Annotated in this window: 12 protein-coding genes; 6 read left to right on the plus strand and 6 right to left on the minus strand. The window is 66.3% G+C overall.

What is annotated here, in order from left to right:
• Window position 1 precedes the first annotated feature (1 nt).
• The 3 genes from AB0I12_RS05225 to AB0I12_RS05235 are packed head-to-tail and all read right to left on the minus strand — an operon-like array spanning window position 2 to window position 3,247.
• Window positions 2–1,564 (minus strand): zinc-binding dehydrogenase, encoded by a 1,563-nt coding sequence (locus AB0I12_RS05225; protein WP_359924789.1) that lies wholly within the window; start codon window positions 1,562–1,564, stop codon window positions 2–4.
• Window positions 1,552–2,133: an ester cyclase gene (locus AB0I12_RS05230; RefSeq protein WP_359924791.1), complete on the minus strand. Its 582-nt coding sequence runs from the start codon at window positions 2,131–2,133 to the stop codon at window positions 1,552–1,554. The genes AB0I12_RS05225 and AB0I12_RS05230 overlap by 13 nt, the downstream gene beginning before the upstream one ends.
• A gap of 10 nt (window positions 2,134–2,143) precedes the next feature.
• Entirely contained in the window at window positions 2,144–3,247 is a 1,104-nt protein-coding gene (locus AB0I12_RS05235) for a hypothetical protein (RefSeq protein WP_359924794.1), read from the minus strand.
• A gap of 103 nt (window positions 3,248–3,350) precedes the next feature.
• Between AB0I12_RS05235 and AB0I12_RS05240 the strand changes: the two genes are divergently transcribed.
• The 6 genes from AB0I12_RS05240 (at window position 3,351) to AB0I12_RS05265 (ending at window position 12,096) form a co-directional block, all read left to right on the plus strand.
• Entirely contained in the window at window positions 3,351–4,052 is a 702-nt protein-coding gene (locus tag AB0I12_RS05240) for a TetR/AcrR family transcriptional regulator C-terminal domain-containing protein (protein ID WP_359924797.1), read from the plus strand.
• Window positions 4,053–4,169: 117 nt separating this feature from the next.
• Window positions 4,170–4,553 carry a hypothetical protein gene (locus tag AB0I12_RS05245; protein ID WP_359924799.1) on the plus strand — a complete coding sequence of 128 codons (384 nt, stop codon included), beginning with the start codon at window positions 4,170–4,172 and terminating at the stop codon, window positions 4,551–4,553.
• Window positions 4,554–5,281: 728 nt separating this feature from the next.
• Window positions 5,282–6,457: an extracellular solute-binding protein gene (locus AB0I12_RS05250; protein ID WP_359924802.1), complete on the plus strand. Its 1,176-nt coding sequence runs from the start codon at window positions 5,282–5,284 to the stop codon at window positions 6,455–6,457.
• The gene (locus AB0I12_RS05255) at window positions 6,454–8,211 is read left to right on the plus strand and encodes an ABC transporter permease subunit (RefSeq protein WP_359924804.1); all 1,758 of its coding nucleotides are present in this window, start codon (window positions 6,454–6,456) and stop codon (window positions 8,209–8,211) included. Before AB0I12_RS05250 ends, AB0I12_RS05255 begins: the two co-directional genes overlap by 4 nt.
• Before the next feature lie 41 nt (window positions 8,212–8,252).
• Window positions 8,253–9,326: a substrate-binding domain-containing protein gene (locus tag AB0I12_RS05260; RefSeq protein WP_359925128.1), complete on the plus strand. Its 1,074-nt coding sequence runs from the start codon at window positions 8,253–8,255 to the stop codon at window positions 9,324–9,326.
• 307 nt (window positions 9,327–9,633) lie between these two features.
• Window positions 9,634–12,096, plus strand: coding sequence for a family 78 glycoside hydrolase catalytic domain (locus tag AB0I12_RS05265; protein WP_359924805.1), 2,463 nt, complete (start codon window positions 9,634–9,636; stop codon window positions 12,094–12,096).
• A gap of 54 nt (window positions 12,097–12,150) precedes the next feature.
• Here the strand turns inward: AB0I12_RS05265 and AB0I12_RS05270 are convergent, their stop codons facing one another.
• From AB0I12_RS05270 to AB0I12_RS05280, 3 genes are all read right to left on the minus strand, one after another.
• Complete coding sequence (locus AB0I12_RS05270) at window positions 12,151–12,516, minus strand: hypothetical protein (protein ID WP_359924808.1); 366 nt, start codon at window positions 12,514–12,516, stop codon at window positions 12,151–12,153.
• On the minus strand, window positions 12,489–14,192 hold the full coding sequence (locus tag AB0I12_RS05275; RefSeq protein ID WP_359924811.1) for a GDSL-type esterase/lipase family protein: 1,704 nt from the start codon (window positions 14,190–14,192) through the stop codon (window positions 12,489–12,491). The genes AB0I12_RS05270 and AB0I12_RS05275 overlap by 28 nt, the downstream gene beginning before the upstream one ends.
• Window positions 14,193–14,571: 379 nt before the next feature.
• Window positions 14,572–15,324 (minus strand): SDR family oxidoreductase, encoded by a 753-nt coding sequence (locus tag AB0I12_RS05280; protein ID WP_359924814.1) that lies wholly within the window; start codon window positions 15,322–15,324, stop codon window positions 14,572–14,574.
• Between the last annotated feature and the right edge of the window lie 118 nt (window positions 15,325–15,442).

Consider the following 15,442-nt stretch of genomic DNA (forward strand, 5'->3'; position numbering starts at 1 on the left):
GTCAGTTGTCCTTCGCCGCGGCCAGCATCGCGGGGTCGACGACGACGATGGGTTGCGAGCCGTCCCAGGTGGAGGCTGCCTTCTTCACATACCCGAACAGTGCGGCCTTGGGGCCGCTGACGTCGGAGATCTCGACGACAGTGCCGGGCTGATCGCCGGTGTCGAGGTAGCAGAACCTCCCCTGTGGGCCGCCGAGGGATCCTTCCTGGCCGACGGTGAATCCGGCGTCGAGCGCACGCGCGTGCAGGTCGTCGTACTTCGTGGTCCAGTAGGCGACGTGTTGCAGTCCCTCGTGACCGGCTTCGAGGAAGTCCACGTACATGGACGGTTCGTCGTTGACCTGCTGGATGAGTTCGAGCTGGATATCACCGCTGTTGGCCACGGCGACGTCGATGACCGGGGAGGCCGGCCGGCCGCGGTAGCTGAAGTCCTCGAGCCGGACTCCCTTGGTGAAGAACCACGGCCCGACACCGAGGCCGATCCAGTGCCGCATGGCCGCCTCGACATCGCGTACGACGTACCCGAGCTGGGCGATGCTGCCGAAGAAGTTGGCGATCCGCGGTGCCGGCCCGGGTGCGGCGTCCGGGTCTGCGAAGCGAAGAACGATCTTGCCGAGCGCCTCGTTCGCGCGGAGGCGGTCGGCGGCGGCGACGAAGTCCTCGGCGGCATACACCCGATCGACGCGCCCCTCGATGCGGCCGTCCTCGACTGCCCCCAGGACCTCGGGTACGAGCGCGCGGCACACGGCCGCAATTTCGTCGGCGGTACGAACGCTGAACGTCGTTCCGATCAGTCGCTGCCGGCGGAAGGCCACCTTGTCGAGATCGACCGCTGCGGTGGCGCCGGCCAGCCGCCCGATGCTGACGATGGTGCCTCCGACACTCGTTGCGGCTGGCAACAAAGCGAACAGGTCGCCCCCGACGTGGTCGAGGGTGATGTCGACGCCTCGTCCCGCGGTTGCTTCGAGCACTGTCTTCGCGAGGTCCTCGGTGGCGGTGTTGGCGGTGACGTCAGCGCCGGCGTCCTTCAGTACGGCGCGTTTGCCCTCGCTGGTCGTGGTTGCGATGACGAGACTCGCTCCGAGGGCCTTGGCGAGTTGGATGCCGAGCAACCCGACTCCCGTCGTACCGCCGGTGATGAGAACGCTGTGGCCCGCCGTGAACCCCGCCTGGGTGACCAGCGCGTCGTGTTCGGTGGCGAGTCCGACCGGCAGGCCGGCTGCTTCCTCGAAGGAGACGTCGTCCGGGATGCGCAGGAGGGTGCCAGGGTGGCAGAGGGTGTAGTCGGCGAAGGCGCCGAGTGTCACGCCCATGACGCGGGTGCCGGCCGGCAGGTGGGGCGCCTCCGGGCTGGATATCTCGACCGTCCCTGCGAATTCCATACCGGCGCCGTAGACGTCGGTGGTCTTCGAGGCTGGGCTGTAGGTGCCTTCCAGCATGTACAGATCGGCCCGGTTGAGTGCGGCCGCGGCGATCCGGACACGAACGGCGCCGAGCTGCATTGCCGGGAGCTCCTTGTCCTGCAGCTTCCAGTCGGGGCCGAGGCCGCCGATCAGTGCGCGCATGGTCGTTCTCCTTCGCCGAGATCTGGTGGGGTGGTGTCGAGCAGTCGTGGATCGGGTTCGGCACCGGTCATGGCGAGCAGGCCGACGACGGCACGGCCGAGCGTGAGCAGGCCGCCGGGTGACAGCTTGTCGATCCCGCTGAGCAGTTGCTTGAGGATGGTCAGCTGGTCGAAGTAGATCCGTTCGGTGACGAGGCGTTCGTTCTCGTCGAAGATGAAGTACGCCGTCATCCGGGTGCGGTGCGTGGAGCCGGTCGGCGGGATCTTGACCAGCGGGCCGAGGTGGGTGCCCAGCAGCCAGAACTCGACGACCACCGCGTCGACGGTATGGCGCAGCGCGATGACCTCGTGGTCCTGGTCGGGGAACGCGATCCGGGTGTCGTGGTAGTACTCGCGAACCTCGCCGTCACCGTCGTGCACGGTCATCTGCGCGATCAGCTCGTAGTGCGGATGCGGGAAGGTCGACAGCGTCGCGTCCCAGTTCTGGGCGACCTCGTCGCGGAAGTGGTCGAGTACCAGCTTCTCGCGGGCCCGGAGGATGTCCTCGGCGGGCAGGGTGAATCGGCTCATGATGACCTCGTCAGCAGTGGTGAGTGATGTGGCCGTGCGAGAACGTCGGCCTGGTACCGGGGTTCGTCCAGGCTCCGGTGAGCTCGCTGGACGGGAAGAACTGCAGGAACCGGGAGTCGGCCTGACTGCGGTCGGCCAGCGTCTTCTCCAGGATCACCGAGTTGTACTGATCGGCGGTGGTCTCGATCGTGTTGGCGTTCAGTACGACCTCCTGCTGCCACGCGCCCGCCCACTTGGCGAGGCCTGGCAGGCGTGAGTGTTCTGGGGTCAGCGCCTCTGCGGCGATGACGTTCTCGCTGCTGACCCAGATGCCTGTCGAGGTGTTCAGCACCAGGCTCTGGTTGCCGAACACATGACCGGGCGTCTTGATCACAGCGACGCCCGGGCCCAGAACGACAGAACCCTCGATCGGCAGGAACGCCTCGGCGGGGACATCTCGGTAGGTGTCCGGCTGGTACCACGGCTTCTGCAACGGGTGCAGGTCGGCCATGCCGGCCAGTTCGTCACGCTGGACGATCACCTTGGCGTTGGGGAACGTCGCGGCCGGCTGCCCGTGCAGGTCGTTCTGGTACGCCGTCGTACCGATCCAGCGCCGCAGATCCTGTGTGTGCAGGTGGTCGAACAGGATGTAATCGACCTGCTCAGGTGTGATGCCCAGCCTGGCCAGGTGCCCCAGAACGGTGCCGTGCTCGGTCAGCATGACGCGTGTCACGAAGCCCGGCGTTCGCTGCACCAAGTCGTCGAAGTACGGCGTGTAGCGGCCGAACTCGACGTCGCTCGGCTCGAACAGCAACACCCGCCGGCGCCCGTCGCTGTCGCGCCAGCGGATCACGAGCATCCGGTTCGTGATCGACAAGAACGGTGCGATGGCACGGGAGGCGCGGAACAGGCCGAAGCGGGTCGGGTAGGGCAACGTCACCAGGTCGCAGGTCACGACGTCGTCGGGGGTCCCGGTGCCGGGGAACTCACGACGGAACGCGGCGGCCTCTTCACGACCCTTGCTGAGCCGGGCGCCCGGACCACCGGGCGCCGCGGAGAGGTCGGTCAGGGTGTCGACCCGGGTCCCGGTGGTCGGCAGGTCGGCCACCTCGGTGGCAGTCCATGGAAACAACATGGCCCACACCCTCCTTCCAGCAACCTTATCCACAGCGTGGGTTTCTACTGCCGACATTAATCCACGTTGTGGGTTTCGGCAAGTGTGCGGCATGATGAACCGCATGAGCCCGATCAGCCGCGACAGCACGCCCAGCCGGCCGGTCCGTCGCGGCCGGCCGCCGAAAGGCGCGGAGCAGTTGTCGCGGGCCGCAATCGTCGACGCGGCGATCGCGGTCATCGATGTCGACGGAGTCGCGTCGGTGACCATGCGGGCCGTCGGCCGAAAGCTCGGTGTCGACGCGAAGAGTCTCTACAACCACGTCGACGGCAAGGATGCGTTGCTCGACGCGGTCGCCGAGCGCATCCTCGACGAGATGCGGGTCCCCGAGCTCACCGGCTCGGCCGCGACCGACCTGCGCGCCATCGCACAGGCGTTCCGCGACAGTGCGTTGGCCCATCCGCAGGCCGCAACCCTTGTGCTCACCCGCCAACTGCTGTCGATGCCTGCCCTCGCCCCGATCGAAGCGGTCCTGTCCGTCCTGCGCGGGGCCGGAGCGTCACCGGAGCAATCCGTCCACCTGCTTCGCCTGCTGGTCGCCACCGTTGTCGGCGCCGTCCTCCGCGAGGTGCACGCCGGAGCGACGTTCGGCGTCAGCGACACCGAAGGCATCAGCGAGCGACGTCGGGCTTTGGAACGCTCGACCTTCCCTGCGGTCGCCGAATCGGCCCAGCATCTCGCCCGCTTCGACAGTCACGCCGAGTTCGAGTTCACCCTCGACGCCACAATCGCGGCGGTGCTCGCGCGCGTGGCGAGAACTGACTGATCGGCCTCAGGCCTTGATCGGCTCGCCGGTCTGCTGACGAAGTGTTGCAACAGCTACACCGGCCTCTTTGCCCTCGAACTCGACTACGACGAGGCGTCGACGTCGAGCTACGGCCTGATGGCCCGCGACTTCTTCAAGTTCCTCTCCGAAGAGGAGAACCGCGAGTTCTACGCCGCAGTAGCGAGCCGCCAGCGAGTGCGGGTGAAGAAGCTGTTCCGACGCAAGACCAAGAGAGCGTCTGAGGTCAGTCTGGACGCCATCGACGCGGGTGAGAAATCTAGCGCGAACAAGAAATGCAAGGCCGTCTTCTGGAAGCCGGTTCCAAGCTCGGCGCCGATCGCGGCGGCTGCGGAGGCGTACTCTTTCATCAACACCGAGCAGTTCATTGAAGACCTCTACCCGGTTGATATCCGGTATGGCATGGAGGTGGCGTCGGGCGCATCGAACCAGGAGACCGCGGACCAGCTCTTCTTGTCTGTGAAACCGTCGAAGCCAACCTGACGCGTGTCTATCGCAAACTCGCCGTCCGGTCCCGAACAGAGCTGGCCAACTACCCGGCCCGCCTGTCGAACCAGGCGGCAACGCGGAGGACCAGCTTGCGGCGGGTATGGCCCCTCCTCGCCCCGCCGGTGGGCCTCGGCTGCCTGCTCGAACGGAAGACTTCCTCGATGTCGACTGCACAGCCTCATCGAACGCCGCGGAGCGAGGTCAACATCTCCTCCACCGTCGCCTGAATGCCCGCAGGCGCCCCCGCCACCTACAGCATGGCCAAGGCAGCACTCACCGCCCTCGCCAAGGCCTCGCCGAAGAGTTGGACCCCCGGGTGTTCGTGTGACCGCCACCGCCCCGGGCGCGTGCCGGCCGACTGAAGGGAGGCTCGCCAGCGTCCGGATCCGGTCAATGTGCGGTGTTGACAGGGATTGATACCGGTAACAAGATGTTACCGGTATCAGCAAGGCTGCCAACGGCGATCAGGCGTCCGTGGAGGTGGTTTTGCGCAGCGTGTTTCCGTGCGGGTTCGGGGGCCGCGGCCGGGAACTGTGTTCATGGCGTACGGCGAGAAAGGGACGACAATGCCCAAACCAGGCGTAGGAAATCGACTGACGCGCCGCCGATTGCTCGGGCTGGCTGCCGTGTCCGCCGGCGCTGCGTTCTCCGGATCGGCGTTGGCCGGGTGTGGGAAGGACTCCACCAAGAGTGCAGGTGGTGGCTCGACCTCGCTGACGTTCATGAACCAGTCTCGCGGCCAGGCGAAGGCGCTGGACAAGTTGGTCGAGACGTATCAGAAGCAGACCGGTGTGAAGGTCACGATCGACAGTCCCGGACCGTCGAATTTCCCGGCGAAGCTGCAGGCGAAATCGCAGTCGGGCGACATGCCGGACATCTACTCGACGCTGACGTTGTCCGAGATGGTTCCGTACTACAAGGCCGGCTGGGCGATGAACCTGCAGCCCAAGCTGACCGGGGAGTGGAAGGACAACTTCGCTCCGATCGCGCTGGACCTGACCACGGTGAAGGCGGGAACAGCAAGCGGACTGGCGCCCGGGATCTATTCGGCGCATTGGGAGATCCAGACCATGGGGCTGCTGCTGAACACCAAGACGCTGGAGTCGGCCGGGGTCGATCCGAGGACTCCGCCGGCCACGACGGACGCGTGGATCGAGCAGTTGAAGAAGATCTCCGCCAAGTCCGGCAACGGTGCGTTCTTGATGGCGTCGTCCCTGGCGGACCGCTTCCTGTTCAGCCACGTGTCCAATTGGCTGAGCGATGCCGAGATCGATGCGACGCTCGCGGGGAAGGCGAGCTGGACGGCAGACGGCTGGCGCAAGGGGCTGCAACTGCTTGCCGAGTTGAGGGACGCCGGGGTCATCGTGAACAAGACGCTGCCGGGTGGTGACGGCGACAACCCGACGGTGGAGAAGGGGTTCTTCAACGTCCAGGACACGCCGGTCATCTTCGACGCGTCGGTCGCGATCGGGGTGGCGCGGGCGACTGCTCCGGACTTCACGGAGTACGTCTCGATGGGTGTTCCGAAGGCGACCGACGGGACGCATAAGCCGCGGGTCTACGGCGGCGTCGGCAAGGGCGCGTGCATCAACCCGAAGGGAAAGAACGTCGACGCCGCGGTGAAGTTCGTGCAGTGGCTGACCGAGCCCGAGCAGGCGAAGGTGTTCGCCGACGAGGTCGGTTTGATCCCGGCGAACCCAAAGGTGAAGGCGACGGATCTGCCGCCGCAGGTCGCCGGCTTCGCATCGCTAGTCGACGCGATCGAGATCGTCCCGTCGCCGCTTGTCGCTGACGTCCGCACGGCGTTGGTCAGCGGCGTGCAGGGCCTGGTGCTGAAGGAGAAGACGGTCGACCAGGTGCTCGGCGAGATGGAGACGGCGCAGAAGAGGGTCAAGTGACCGTCCGTCCGCTCGAAGGAGTCGAGCTCGCTCGAGCCCGCCCGAGAACCGGCCGCCGCAGTCCGCTCGCCCGCCGGCGGGAGCTGATGGCGTACGCGTTCCTGCTACCGGCGGTGCTGCTACTCGCGGTCTTCACACTCGTGCCGTTCGTGCAGGCGCTCGTGATGAGCCTCCAGCAGTGGGACGGCGTCAGCACGTCCGCGCCATTCGTTGGGCTGTCCAACTACCGGTTCGTCCTGCACGACATGATCTTCTGGTCGTCCATGCGCAATGTGCTGATCTTCGGCCTGGTCGGGTTCGTCGTCGGCAACGCACTGTCGTTGGGGATGGCGATCGCAGTGAATCGGGTCCGTCGTGGCAAGGCGTTCTTCCGTACGGCGTTCTACCTGCCCGGCGTGTTCTCCGTCGTGGTCATCGGCATGATGTTCTCGTGGTTGCTCGCCCCGAACGCGGGGATCCTGAATCGCCTGCTCGGGGCGGTGGGTCTGTCCGGGCTGCAGCACAACTGGCTGGAGGATCCCGGGACCGCATTGCCTACGGTGGCGGCTGTGTTCCTCTGGTACCACTGGGGGTTCGGGTTCATTCTGTACCTGGCCGGACTTCAGGACGTGCCGGTGGAGTTGTACGAGGCGGCCAGCTTGGACGGCGCCCGGGGATGGGCGAAGTTCAGGTATGTCACGTGGCCTGAACTGTTACCCGTGACGGCGATCGTGTCGCTGCTGACGCTGCTTGGAGCCCTGCAGGTGTTTCGGCACCGTGCAGGTGCTGACCAACGGTGGACCGGGCCATCACACAATGGTGCCGACGCTGCGCATCTATCAGGAAGCGTTCACCAATCAACGCTTCGGGTCGGCGGCGGCGATGTCGGTGATCTTCGGTGGCGCGCTGGTCCTCCTCGCGATGCTGCATCTCTGGCTGTCCCGGAGGCGGAAATGAGAGTTCTGGCTGGTCGAGGTGCCTTGTACGGTCTGCTGGTGGTGGCCGCGATAGGGGCGCTGTTCCCGATGGTCTGGCTGTTGGTCGGTTCGTTGCAGACGAGCAGCGAGCTCTACCGCGGTAAGGATCTGTTGCCGGCGAAGCCGCAGTGGTCGAACTACGTGACGGCGTGGACGGACGGCGATCTCGGCACCTATTTGCCGAACAGCGTGATCTACACGGTGTCAGCGGTGGCCGGCATCCTGCTCGTGTCCAGCATGGCGGGATATGTACTGGCCCGGATCGAGTTCCGGGGCAAGTCCGCGGTCACGTTCGGGCTGCTGGCGGTGATGATCATTCCCGCGCCGGCGTCGTTCATCGCGCAGTACAAGCTGATGGTCAATCTCGGGCTGACGAACAGCCGGCTCGGCTACGTGCTGATTCTGATTTCCGCGGGGATTCCGATCTCTTCGTTGATCATGCGTGGATTCTTCGCGAACCTGCCGAAGGACCTCGAGGAAGCGGCTGCCATCGATGGCAGCTCGGCTTTCAACACCTTTGCGCGGGTGATTCTGCCGCTGGCGCGCCCTGGCCTGGTTGCCGTCGCGGTGATTCAAGGGCTGTCGGTATGGAACGAGTACCTGCTGGCCCTGGTGTTGTTCGACGACGACACGTTGATGCCGGTGCAACGAGGTTTGATGAATTTCGTGTCGGCCGAGACGCCCGTGCAGAACATCCTGTTGGCCACGACCGCGATCTCGGTGCTGCCGGTAGTGGTGTTCTACGTACTCGCCCAGCGGCAAGTCGTGCAAGGAATCAGCAGCGGCGCGGTCAAGTAGGCTGCTGTGGTCGGGAGAAAGGCGGGGAAGAGTTGAACGAGGTGCCGTCAGAAAACCGGGGTCCCGTGGTGCGGGCCACACTGACCGATGTGGCCCGCGCGGCAGGGGTCTCGCGCCAGACCGCCTCCCGGGTCGCCCGCGGCGGCGAGAACGTGAACGCGCGGACGGCCGCCCGCGTGCGGCGTGTGATCAAGGCCCTCGGCTACCGTCCGGACCCGATCGCGCGAGCGTTGTCCACCGGGCGCGGGCACAGCGTCGGCCTGCTGACCCATCAGCTGACCGACCGGCAGATGGGGCTGGGCGCCATCTCGATCATGATCGGCGTCGAACAGGCCGCCGCGGAACTTGGCCTCGGCGTGAGCGTCGCCACGTTCGCCAGCTTCGATAGAGCCACTGTTCAGGCCGGCATCGATCGCCTGGCCCGGGCCGGATGCGACGGCGTGATCTTCATGGCCCCGTGGCTGTCCGCTGCGAAGACCTTGCGAGCACTAGACACCACCCTGCCCCTGGTGGCCACCAGTGAGGTTCCCGAGTACGACGGTCCTGCTGTCCACGCCGACGCGGCGCAGGCGGCAGGAGACGTGGTGGACCACCTGCTGTCGCTCGGGCATGCGACGGTCCACCACGTGGCAGGTCCGCTCAACTGGATCTCGAGCCAGCGCCGCCTCGTCGGCTGGCAGGATGCGTTACGGCGGGCTGGTGCGGAGGTGCCTGAGCCGTTGGCGGGTGACTGGACCGCCGGTTCCGGGTACGGGGCAGGTCGGCAGCTCGCCGAGGATCCTTCGGTGACTGCGGTTTTCGCGGCCAACGACGAGATGGCCCTCGGAGTTGTGCACGCACTCACCGAGTCCGGACGCCGGGTTCCGGAAGATGTCAGTGTCGCGGGCTACGACGATGCGCCGGGGTCGGACCACTTCCTGCCGCCCCTCACAACCGTCAGGGTCGAGGACGCCGAGTACGGTCGGCAGGTTGTCGCGCAACTCATGCTGCAGGTCAACGGCGAGCCGGCAGCGCAGTCGACCATCCTGCCTCACGAGTTGATCATCCGTGCCAGTACGGCGCGTATTCCGCGGCGGACGCCACGGAGAGAGTCTGCACGTCAGCGTTCGCGCTGACATCCATACAGCCCAACGCGCGACTCGGTCGTCTCCGGCCGAGTCTCTGCGGCATGCCTGCCAACAGAGCGAGGAACACATGAGTGGAGCTCCGGATCGGCTCCGGATCGACAGCGGTGGCGACCAGTTCGCCGTGTCAGGCCCGTCTCCGAGGCTTTCGTGGCGGCTCCCGCGGACAGCCACGGGACAGTCGGCGTACGAACTTGAAGCGACCGTTGACGACACGCCGCTCGCACGGGTCACTCAGCAGTCGGCGGACCACCTGTTCATCCCGTGGCCGTGGGCAGCGCTCCGAAGCTGCCAGCGAGTGAGCTGGCGTGTCCGGGTGCAGGACGATCACGGCTACTCGGACTGGTCCGAGCCGAGCGCGTTCGAGGCCGGCCTTCTCACCGACGACTGGACCGCTCGATGGATCTCCCCGGTCGAAGGTGCTGACGAGGGCTACGGCAACCGCCCCGCCTACCTGATGTCGACGCGCTTCGAGCTCCCGAGTGACGTGAAGTCCGCGCGGCTCTACGCCACCGCGCTCGGTGTCTACGAGGCGTTCGTGAACGGCCGGCGGGCCGGTACCGCCGAGCTGACGCCGGGATCCACGTCGTATGACCGCACGGTGTACGCGCAGGCGATCGACGTCACGGCTTCGCTTCACCGAGGCGCCAACGAGCTCGAGATTCTGCTGTCGGACGGCTGGTTCCGCGGCAAGACCGGCGGCTTCCGCCTGCCGTCCGGATGGGGCACGACGACGGCTGCTCGCGCGGAGCTCCATCTTTGCTACGCCGACGGGACGCGGCAGGTGGTTCACACGGACGGCACCTGGACCAGCACCCGATCGAAGATCACGCGCGCCGACCTCATGGAGGGGCAAGCGGTCGACTTCGGGGCGCTGCCCGACGTACCGCACCCGGTGTGGGTCGAACAGGTAGTTGCCCCCGACATCGACTGGTCGCCCGCGCCCCCGGTCCGCCGGATCGAGTCCCGGCCGCCCGTCTCGTTGCGGCAGGTCGAGCCTGGAAGCTGGGTCGCGGACTTCGGGCAGAACGCGGCGGGCTGGATCTCGCTCGACGACCTCGGACCGGCCGGCAGCCGTACGGTCATCGACCACGGCGAGTTCGTCGACGCCGACGGCGACTTGGACCTCGCTCATCTCGACTCGTTCCTGACCGGAAGCCCACCGATCGTGTTCGTGCAACGCGATGAGGTCGTGTCCGCCGGGCGACGCGAGGTTTTTGAGCCGCGCCACACTGTCCATGGATTCCAGTACGCACGCATCCGCCGCGACGGTGCGGCGCTCGACCCCGCAAGCGTGACCATGCACGTGGTGCACTCCGACCTCACGCCGACCGCGACCTTCGAATGCGGTAACGCCGACCTCAACCGTCTTCACGACGTGGCGGTGTGGAGCTTCCGCGGGAACGCGGTCGATGTACCCACGGACTGTCCGACCCGGGAGCGGCTCGGGTGGACCGGCGACTACCAGGTCTTCGCGCCGGCCGCGGCACGGCTGTACGACGTTCACGGGTTCAGCCGGAAGTGGTTGCGATCGGTCCGGGACGACCAGCTGTCCGATGGACGGATCGCGAACTTCTCACCGGACGGCCGGCGTACCAAGCTCAACCTCGAAGAGCGCCTGGCGAAGTCCACCGGCTCGGCCGGATGGGGAGATGCGATCGTCTACGTCCCTCTAGAGCTGTACGCGACGTACGGCGACCAGCAGGTACTGGCCGAGAACTGGGACGCGATGGTGCGTTGGGTGGAGTGGTCGGCCGACGCCGCGCGCACGCACCGGCACCCGTCGCGCGTCGAGCGTTCCGCCGTACCGTTGCCGCACGAGCAGTTCATCTGGGACGGTACCTATCACTGGGGCGAATGGGCCGAACCGTGGATCAATCCGCCGTTGAGCGATCCGGCCGGGTGGGCGGCGTGGCAGGAGTCCGACAAGGGCGAGGTCGCTACGGCCTACCTCTACCGATCGAGCGCCGCGCTCGCGCGGATCGGTGAGATCTTGGGCCGATCGGCCGATGCCGCCCGATACGCCGAGCTTGCGGATCAGGTACGGGCGGCGTGGCGTACGGAGTTCCTCGACGAGTCAGGCCGGACGTCCGGCGACACCCAGGCAGGCTACGTACGCGCATTGTCGTTCGGCCTGGTGGCGGAGGAGCTGCGCGAGGCGGCGCTGCGCCGGCTCGTCGAACTGATCCGGGCCGCGGGCAATCATCTCGGGACCGGCTTCTTGTCGACGGGGGAGCTGCTCCCGGTGCTCGCGGACAACGGGTACGCCGATGTCGCGTACGACCTGCTCTTCCAGCGCACGCCCCCGTCGTGGCTCGCGATGCTGGATCGTGGCGCGACCACGATCTGGGAGGAATGGGACGGGATCGACGACGACGGATACCCGCACGCGTCGCTGAATCACTACAGCAAGGGCGCCGTCGTGCACTTCCTGCACACGCACGTCCTCGGCCTGCGTCAGGCCGAGGGCTCTGTCGCGTGGGAGTCGTTCGTGGTTGAACCGGTCCCGCATCCGGAAATCCCGTGGGCCCGAGGCACCTACGAAAGTCCTCAAGGCACCATCGAGGTCGCGTGGCAGATCGAGGACGGCGCCTTCGAGATCACCGTCGACGTGCCACCTGGTTCCACTGCCGAAGTCATCTTCCCGGACGGCGACAAGGTGGCCCTGTCCTCGGGATGTTTCAGCGAGATCCGCCCTGCCCAGCTGTCTGAAACGCCTCCTGTGACGATCCCCACCGAACGTCCACTGCTTCACGACTGACACCTCGGCGGAGCTGAGTAGGCTCGGTGTAACGCCGGTTGTGTGAGTGCCGGATCAGCCCGACGGCGCAGTGCCCGGTTCCCGCTTCGCGGAGCTTCCTAGCAATCGACGGAGGCGGTCATGAACGCGGCGCAGGATCCCGGTGCCGTTGCGGTACCTGCCGAGTTCGGCGATCCAGAGGAGCCACGCGCCGGCGGCGAGGATTGTGATGACGGGCACGCTTGGTAGCAATCCGTTCTTGATCTTGCCGAGCGCCCAGCGCTGTGCCTCGCTGTCGCATCGCCTGCCGGTTGTCTGCACGTCGAGCTCAGCCAGACCGCAGGGTGGGGTGGCCTCCGGCGGACCGACTGTCGGTGCGTCGACGTAGGTTTGGTCGTGCGGCGGATGCGCGGTCAGCCATGCTGAGAGGGTGGCCGCCATCTGATTGTGCCCTCCTCATTCGGATGGAGACTGTTGTGCACCCAGTTCTTGGGATACACCTGTGCCTCGACTGAGCCGTTGATCGACTGCGCGCTGAGGAAGTTCACTCCAGTCTTCGGTCCACCGTCGCACAGCCGCAGCTTGTTCGCGACGAACGCGGTCTGCATCGAGTCCATGTAGAGGAACTTGGCCGCATCGGTCTCGCCCTTGATCACAGTGTCGAGCTGGGTGATGAACCGGTGCAGGAAATCGATCTCGGTCTGAGCCAATGCGATATCCGGGCACCTCCGCGGCGCGATCGGGTCAGGGTAGGGCACGACCAGGACCGGGATCCGGAGGCCGCGCTGTTCGAGGATCGACTTGAGCGAGGCATAGGTGGTCCGGATCGCGCGGCGGACGTTGCCGAGGTTTCCGGTCCAGAGCTTCTCCAACTCGTCGCAGTGTCCGGGGGCCATGCACGTCGTCCCGATGGTGGCGAAGCCAGAGTCGTTGCCGCCGATGTCGAGCAGGATGAGATCGACATCCGCGCCGCGCCGGCCAAGCAAGTCCTCGAGTTGCTGGAATTGGGTCTGGCCGGCGGAGCCGCCCACCGGCTCGCCTGGATACTGCGGAACCCCCTTGGCCGCAGGGAGGTTGAGATGCGCGGCCCGGGCACCCGAGCAGGCGAACGAGACTACGCCGCCCGGATAGTCCTTGGCGCCGAGATCCTTGGCAAAGACGAAGGGATAGGCGGTAGGAGCCCGGCGACACTCGTTTGCGCCGGCGCCATCCGTGCCGCTGAAGAACGAACCAGCACCCTCTCCGGACATGTATGAGTCGCCCAGAGCGACGATAATCCGGCCGGCGCCCGGCGCGGGCGCGACGGGGCTCGGATGCGCTGCGATGGCCGCCAGGACCAACAACATCAAGGCGATCAGCACGGTATCGGCCTGCGTTCTTGCCGCGATCAGGCCGAGCAGGAAGAACCCGGCAACACCGATTACCAGCACGGGCCAATAGACCTGTGCGAGCTGCCGCAGCAGGACAGCTGTCAGAATGACGACAATCAGACCACCGAGCACGGTGAAGGTCCGGATGTTTCGGGTGCGGCGAGCCATGACACCTGGCCGGCGGAGGAAGTCTGCGGACAACAGGGACACGCCTACCGGTGCGGCCAGGACCGAGCCGCTCAGGAGGACCAGCGGAACCCAGGGCCACCACGCGCCGGGATCCGTCGAAGATATCAACAAGAGCCCGGCGACGAATCCCCCCATACAGATCGCAAGGATGACGGCGCCTCGCCAGGGTGCGCCGCGGGTACTGGCGCGGGCCGCGAGCAGCAGGTGCCCGAAGGCGACGTACCCGACGACCGATCCGATGACCCCAAGACCATCGACCTTGGCCACCAGCCAGATGCCGATCAACACAAATCCGCTGAGCCATACCGCAGTAGCCAGCCACAGGTCCCTGCTGTGGCGTGATCGCTCGTCGATCGAGCCGAGCAGTCGCAGCAGACCCAACACGATCAGGCCGACCCCGGCGGCGACGTAAACGACTGTTGGTACGTCGCCGCCCAAGAACGTCGATCCCAACACGATCACCGCGCCGACAGCCAGCGGGATCCACACCTGCTTGCGCCGCAGCGCCGGCCCAGCCGAGTGTGGCGCCGGATTCCCCTGTGCCCGCGAGTCAGTCATCTTGCCCCCTGCTGCACGGCCCGACCACGTATCGGGTCGGCTCCTATGACTCGGACCAGTGAGGAGGGCAGGGAAATACATCACGTCGCGCCTGCCGGGCCGCGGTCTCTTCGATTGTCCGGATTGCGCTCGATGAGCTCGTCGGCGACGGCGAGTTCGAAACACCCGTTGAGCACGAGGAACGCTCCTGGCGGTCGACGGCCCGTAAAGCACCTCTGAGATCGGTCAGTCGGACCGGAACCTCCGACGGCAGAATGCTCTTGATCATCTGCCGCCCGTGCGCGGGCTCCACGTGGAGCCGCCACTTCGACTCGTAGTGGATTTCGCTCACTGAGTCAATCGTTCGCGACTGGGCCCCACCGCGGCCAGATCTTGCCGCTCAGATCTGGTTCGCCCCTCCGTCGACGTAGAGGTTCGCGCCGACGATGTAGCTGCTCTCTTCCGAGGCCAGGAAGGCCACGACTGCGGCGGCCTCTTCAGGTCGGCCCATGCGGCCTCTCGCTACCGTCGCGGCGACATTGTCCTTCACGGCCCGGGCGGTCTCTTCGTCGCCGAAAGCGGCCGTGCCCCCGGGAGTCTCGATCCAGGCCGGCGAGACGACGTTGACTCGGATGCCGCGGTCCTTGAGTTCGCTCGACCAGGTCCGCGCGAAGGACCGGACGGCTGCCTTCGACGCGGCGTACGCGCCGAACGCTTCGACTCCGCGATCGGCGGCGGTCGAACCGATCAGGACGATCGAGGCTCCGTCGTTGAGCAGCGGCAACGCCTTCTGCGCAGTGAACAGTGTGCCTCGGACGTTGATGTCGAAGGTCTGGTCGAAGTGTTCCTCGGTGGTCTGTTCCAGCGTCACGAACGCGCCGACTGCCGCGTTCGCCACGAGCACGTCCAAACCGTTGCCTCGCGTCCGGACCGCGGCATAGAGCCGGTCCAGGTCCTCCAGTTTCGAGATGTCGCCGGCGACCGCGGTGGTCCTGTCTGGTCCGATGGTTGTGACCGCGGCTTCCAGTTCGGCCTCGCGCCGTCCGGTGACGAACACGTACGCGCCCTCGTCCGCGAGGCGTACGGCGGTGGCCAGACCGATGCCGCTGCTTCCTCCGGTGACCACAGCCGTCTTGCCTTCCAGCTGTCCCATATGAGTCTCTCCGTCACTATCGATAGATCGTTCGACATCGATAGTGCTGGACGAGTCGAGTACGATCCATAACGCACAGTCCGGAGTTCTTTATGTATCGTCCAGGAGGGGTGGCTGG

It is taken from the genome of Kribbella sp. NPDC050459, assembly GCF_040655315.1.
Taxonomy (GTDB): domain Bacteria; phylum Actinomycetota; class Actinomycetes; order Propionibacteriales; family Kribbellaceae; genus Kribbella.

Excerpts from the sequence above, each read along its gene's own strand:
- AB0I12_RS05240 (WP_359924797.1), top strand. The coding sequence starts at position 3,351 with ATGAGCCCGATCAGCCGCGACAGCACGCCCAGCCGGCCGGTCCGTCGC.
- AB0I12_RS05230 (WP_359924791.1), bottom strand. The coding sequence starts at position 2,133 with ATGAGCCGATTCACCCTGCCCGCCGAGGACATCCTCCGGGCCCGCGAG.
- AB0I12_RS05275 (WP_359924811.1), bottom strand. The coding sequence starts at position 14,192 with ATGACTGACTCGCGGGCACAGGGGAATCCGGCGCCACACTCGGCTGGG.
- AB0I12_RS05225 (WP_359924789.1), bottom strand. The coding sequence starts at position 1,564 with ATGCGCGCACTGATCGGCGGCCTCGGCCCCGACTGGAAGCTGCAGGAC.
- AB0I12_RS05270 (WP_359924808.1), bottom strand. The coding sequence starts at position 12,516 with ATGGCGGCCACCCTCTCAGCATGGCTGACCGCGCATCCGCCGCACGAC.
- AB0I12_RS05250 (WP_359924802.1), top strand. The coding sequence starts at position 5,282 with ATGAACCAGTCTCGCGGCCAGGCGAAGGCGCTGGACAAGTTGGTCGAG.
- AB0I12_RS05235 (WP_359924794.1), bottom strand. The coding sequence starts at position 3,247 with ATGTTGTTTCCATGGACTGCCACCGAGGTGGCCGACCTGCCGACCACC.
- AB0I12_RS05280 (WP_359924814.1), bottom strand. The coding sequence starts at position 15,324 with ATGGGACAGCTGGAAGGCAAGACGGCTGTGGTCACCGGAGGAAGCAGC.
- AB0I12_RS05245 (WP_359924799.1), top strand. The coding sequence starts at position 4,170 with ATGGCCCGCGACTTCTTCAAGTTCCTCTCCGAAGAGGAGAACCGCGAG.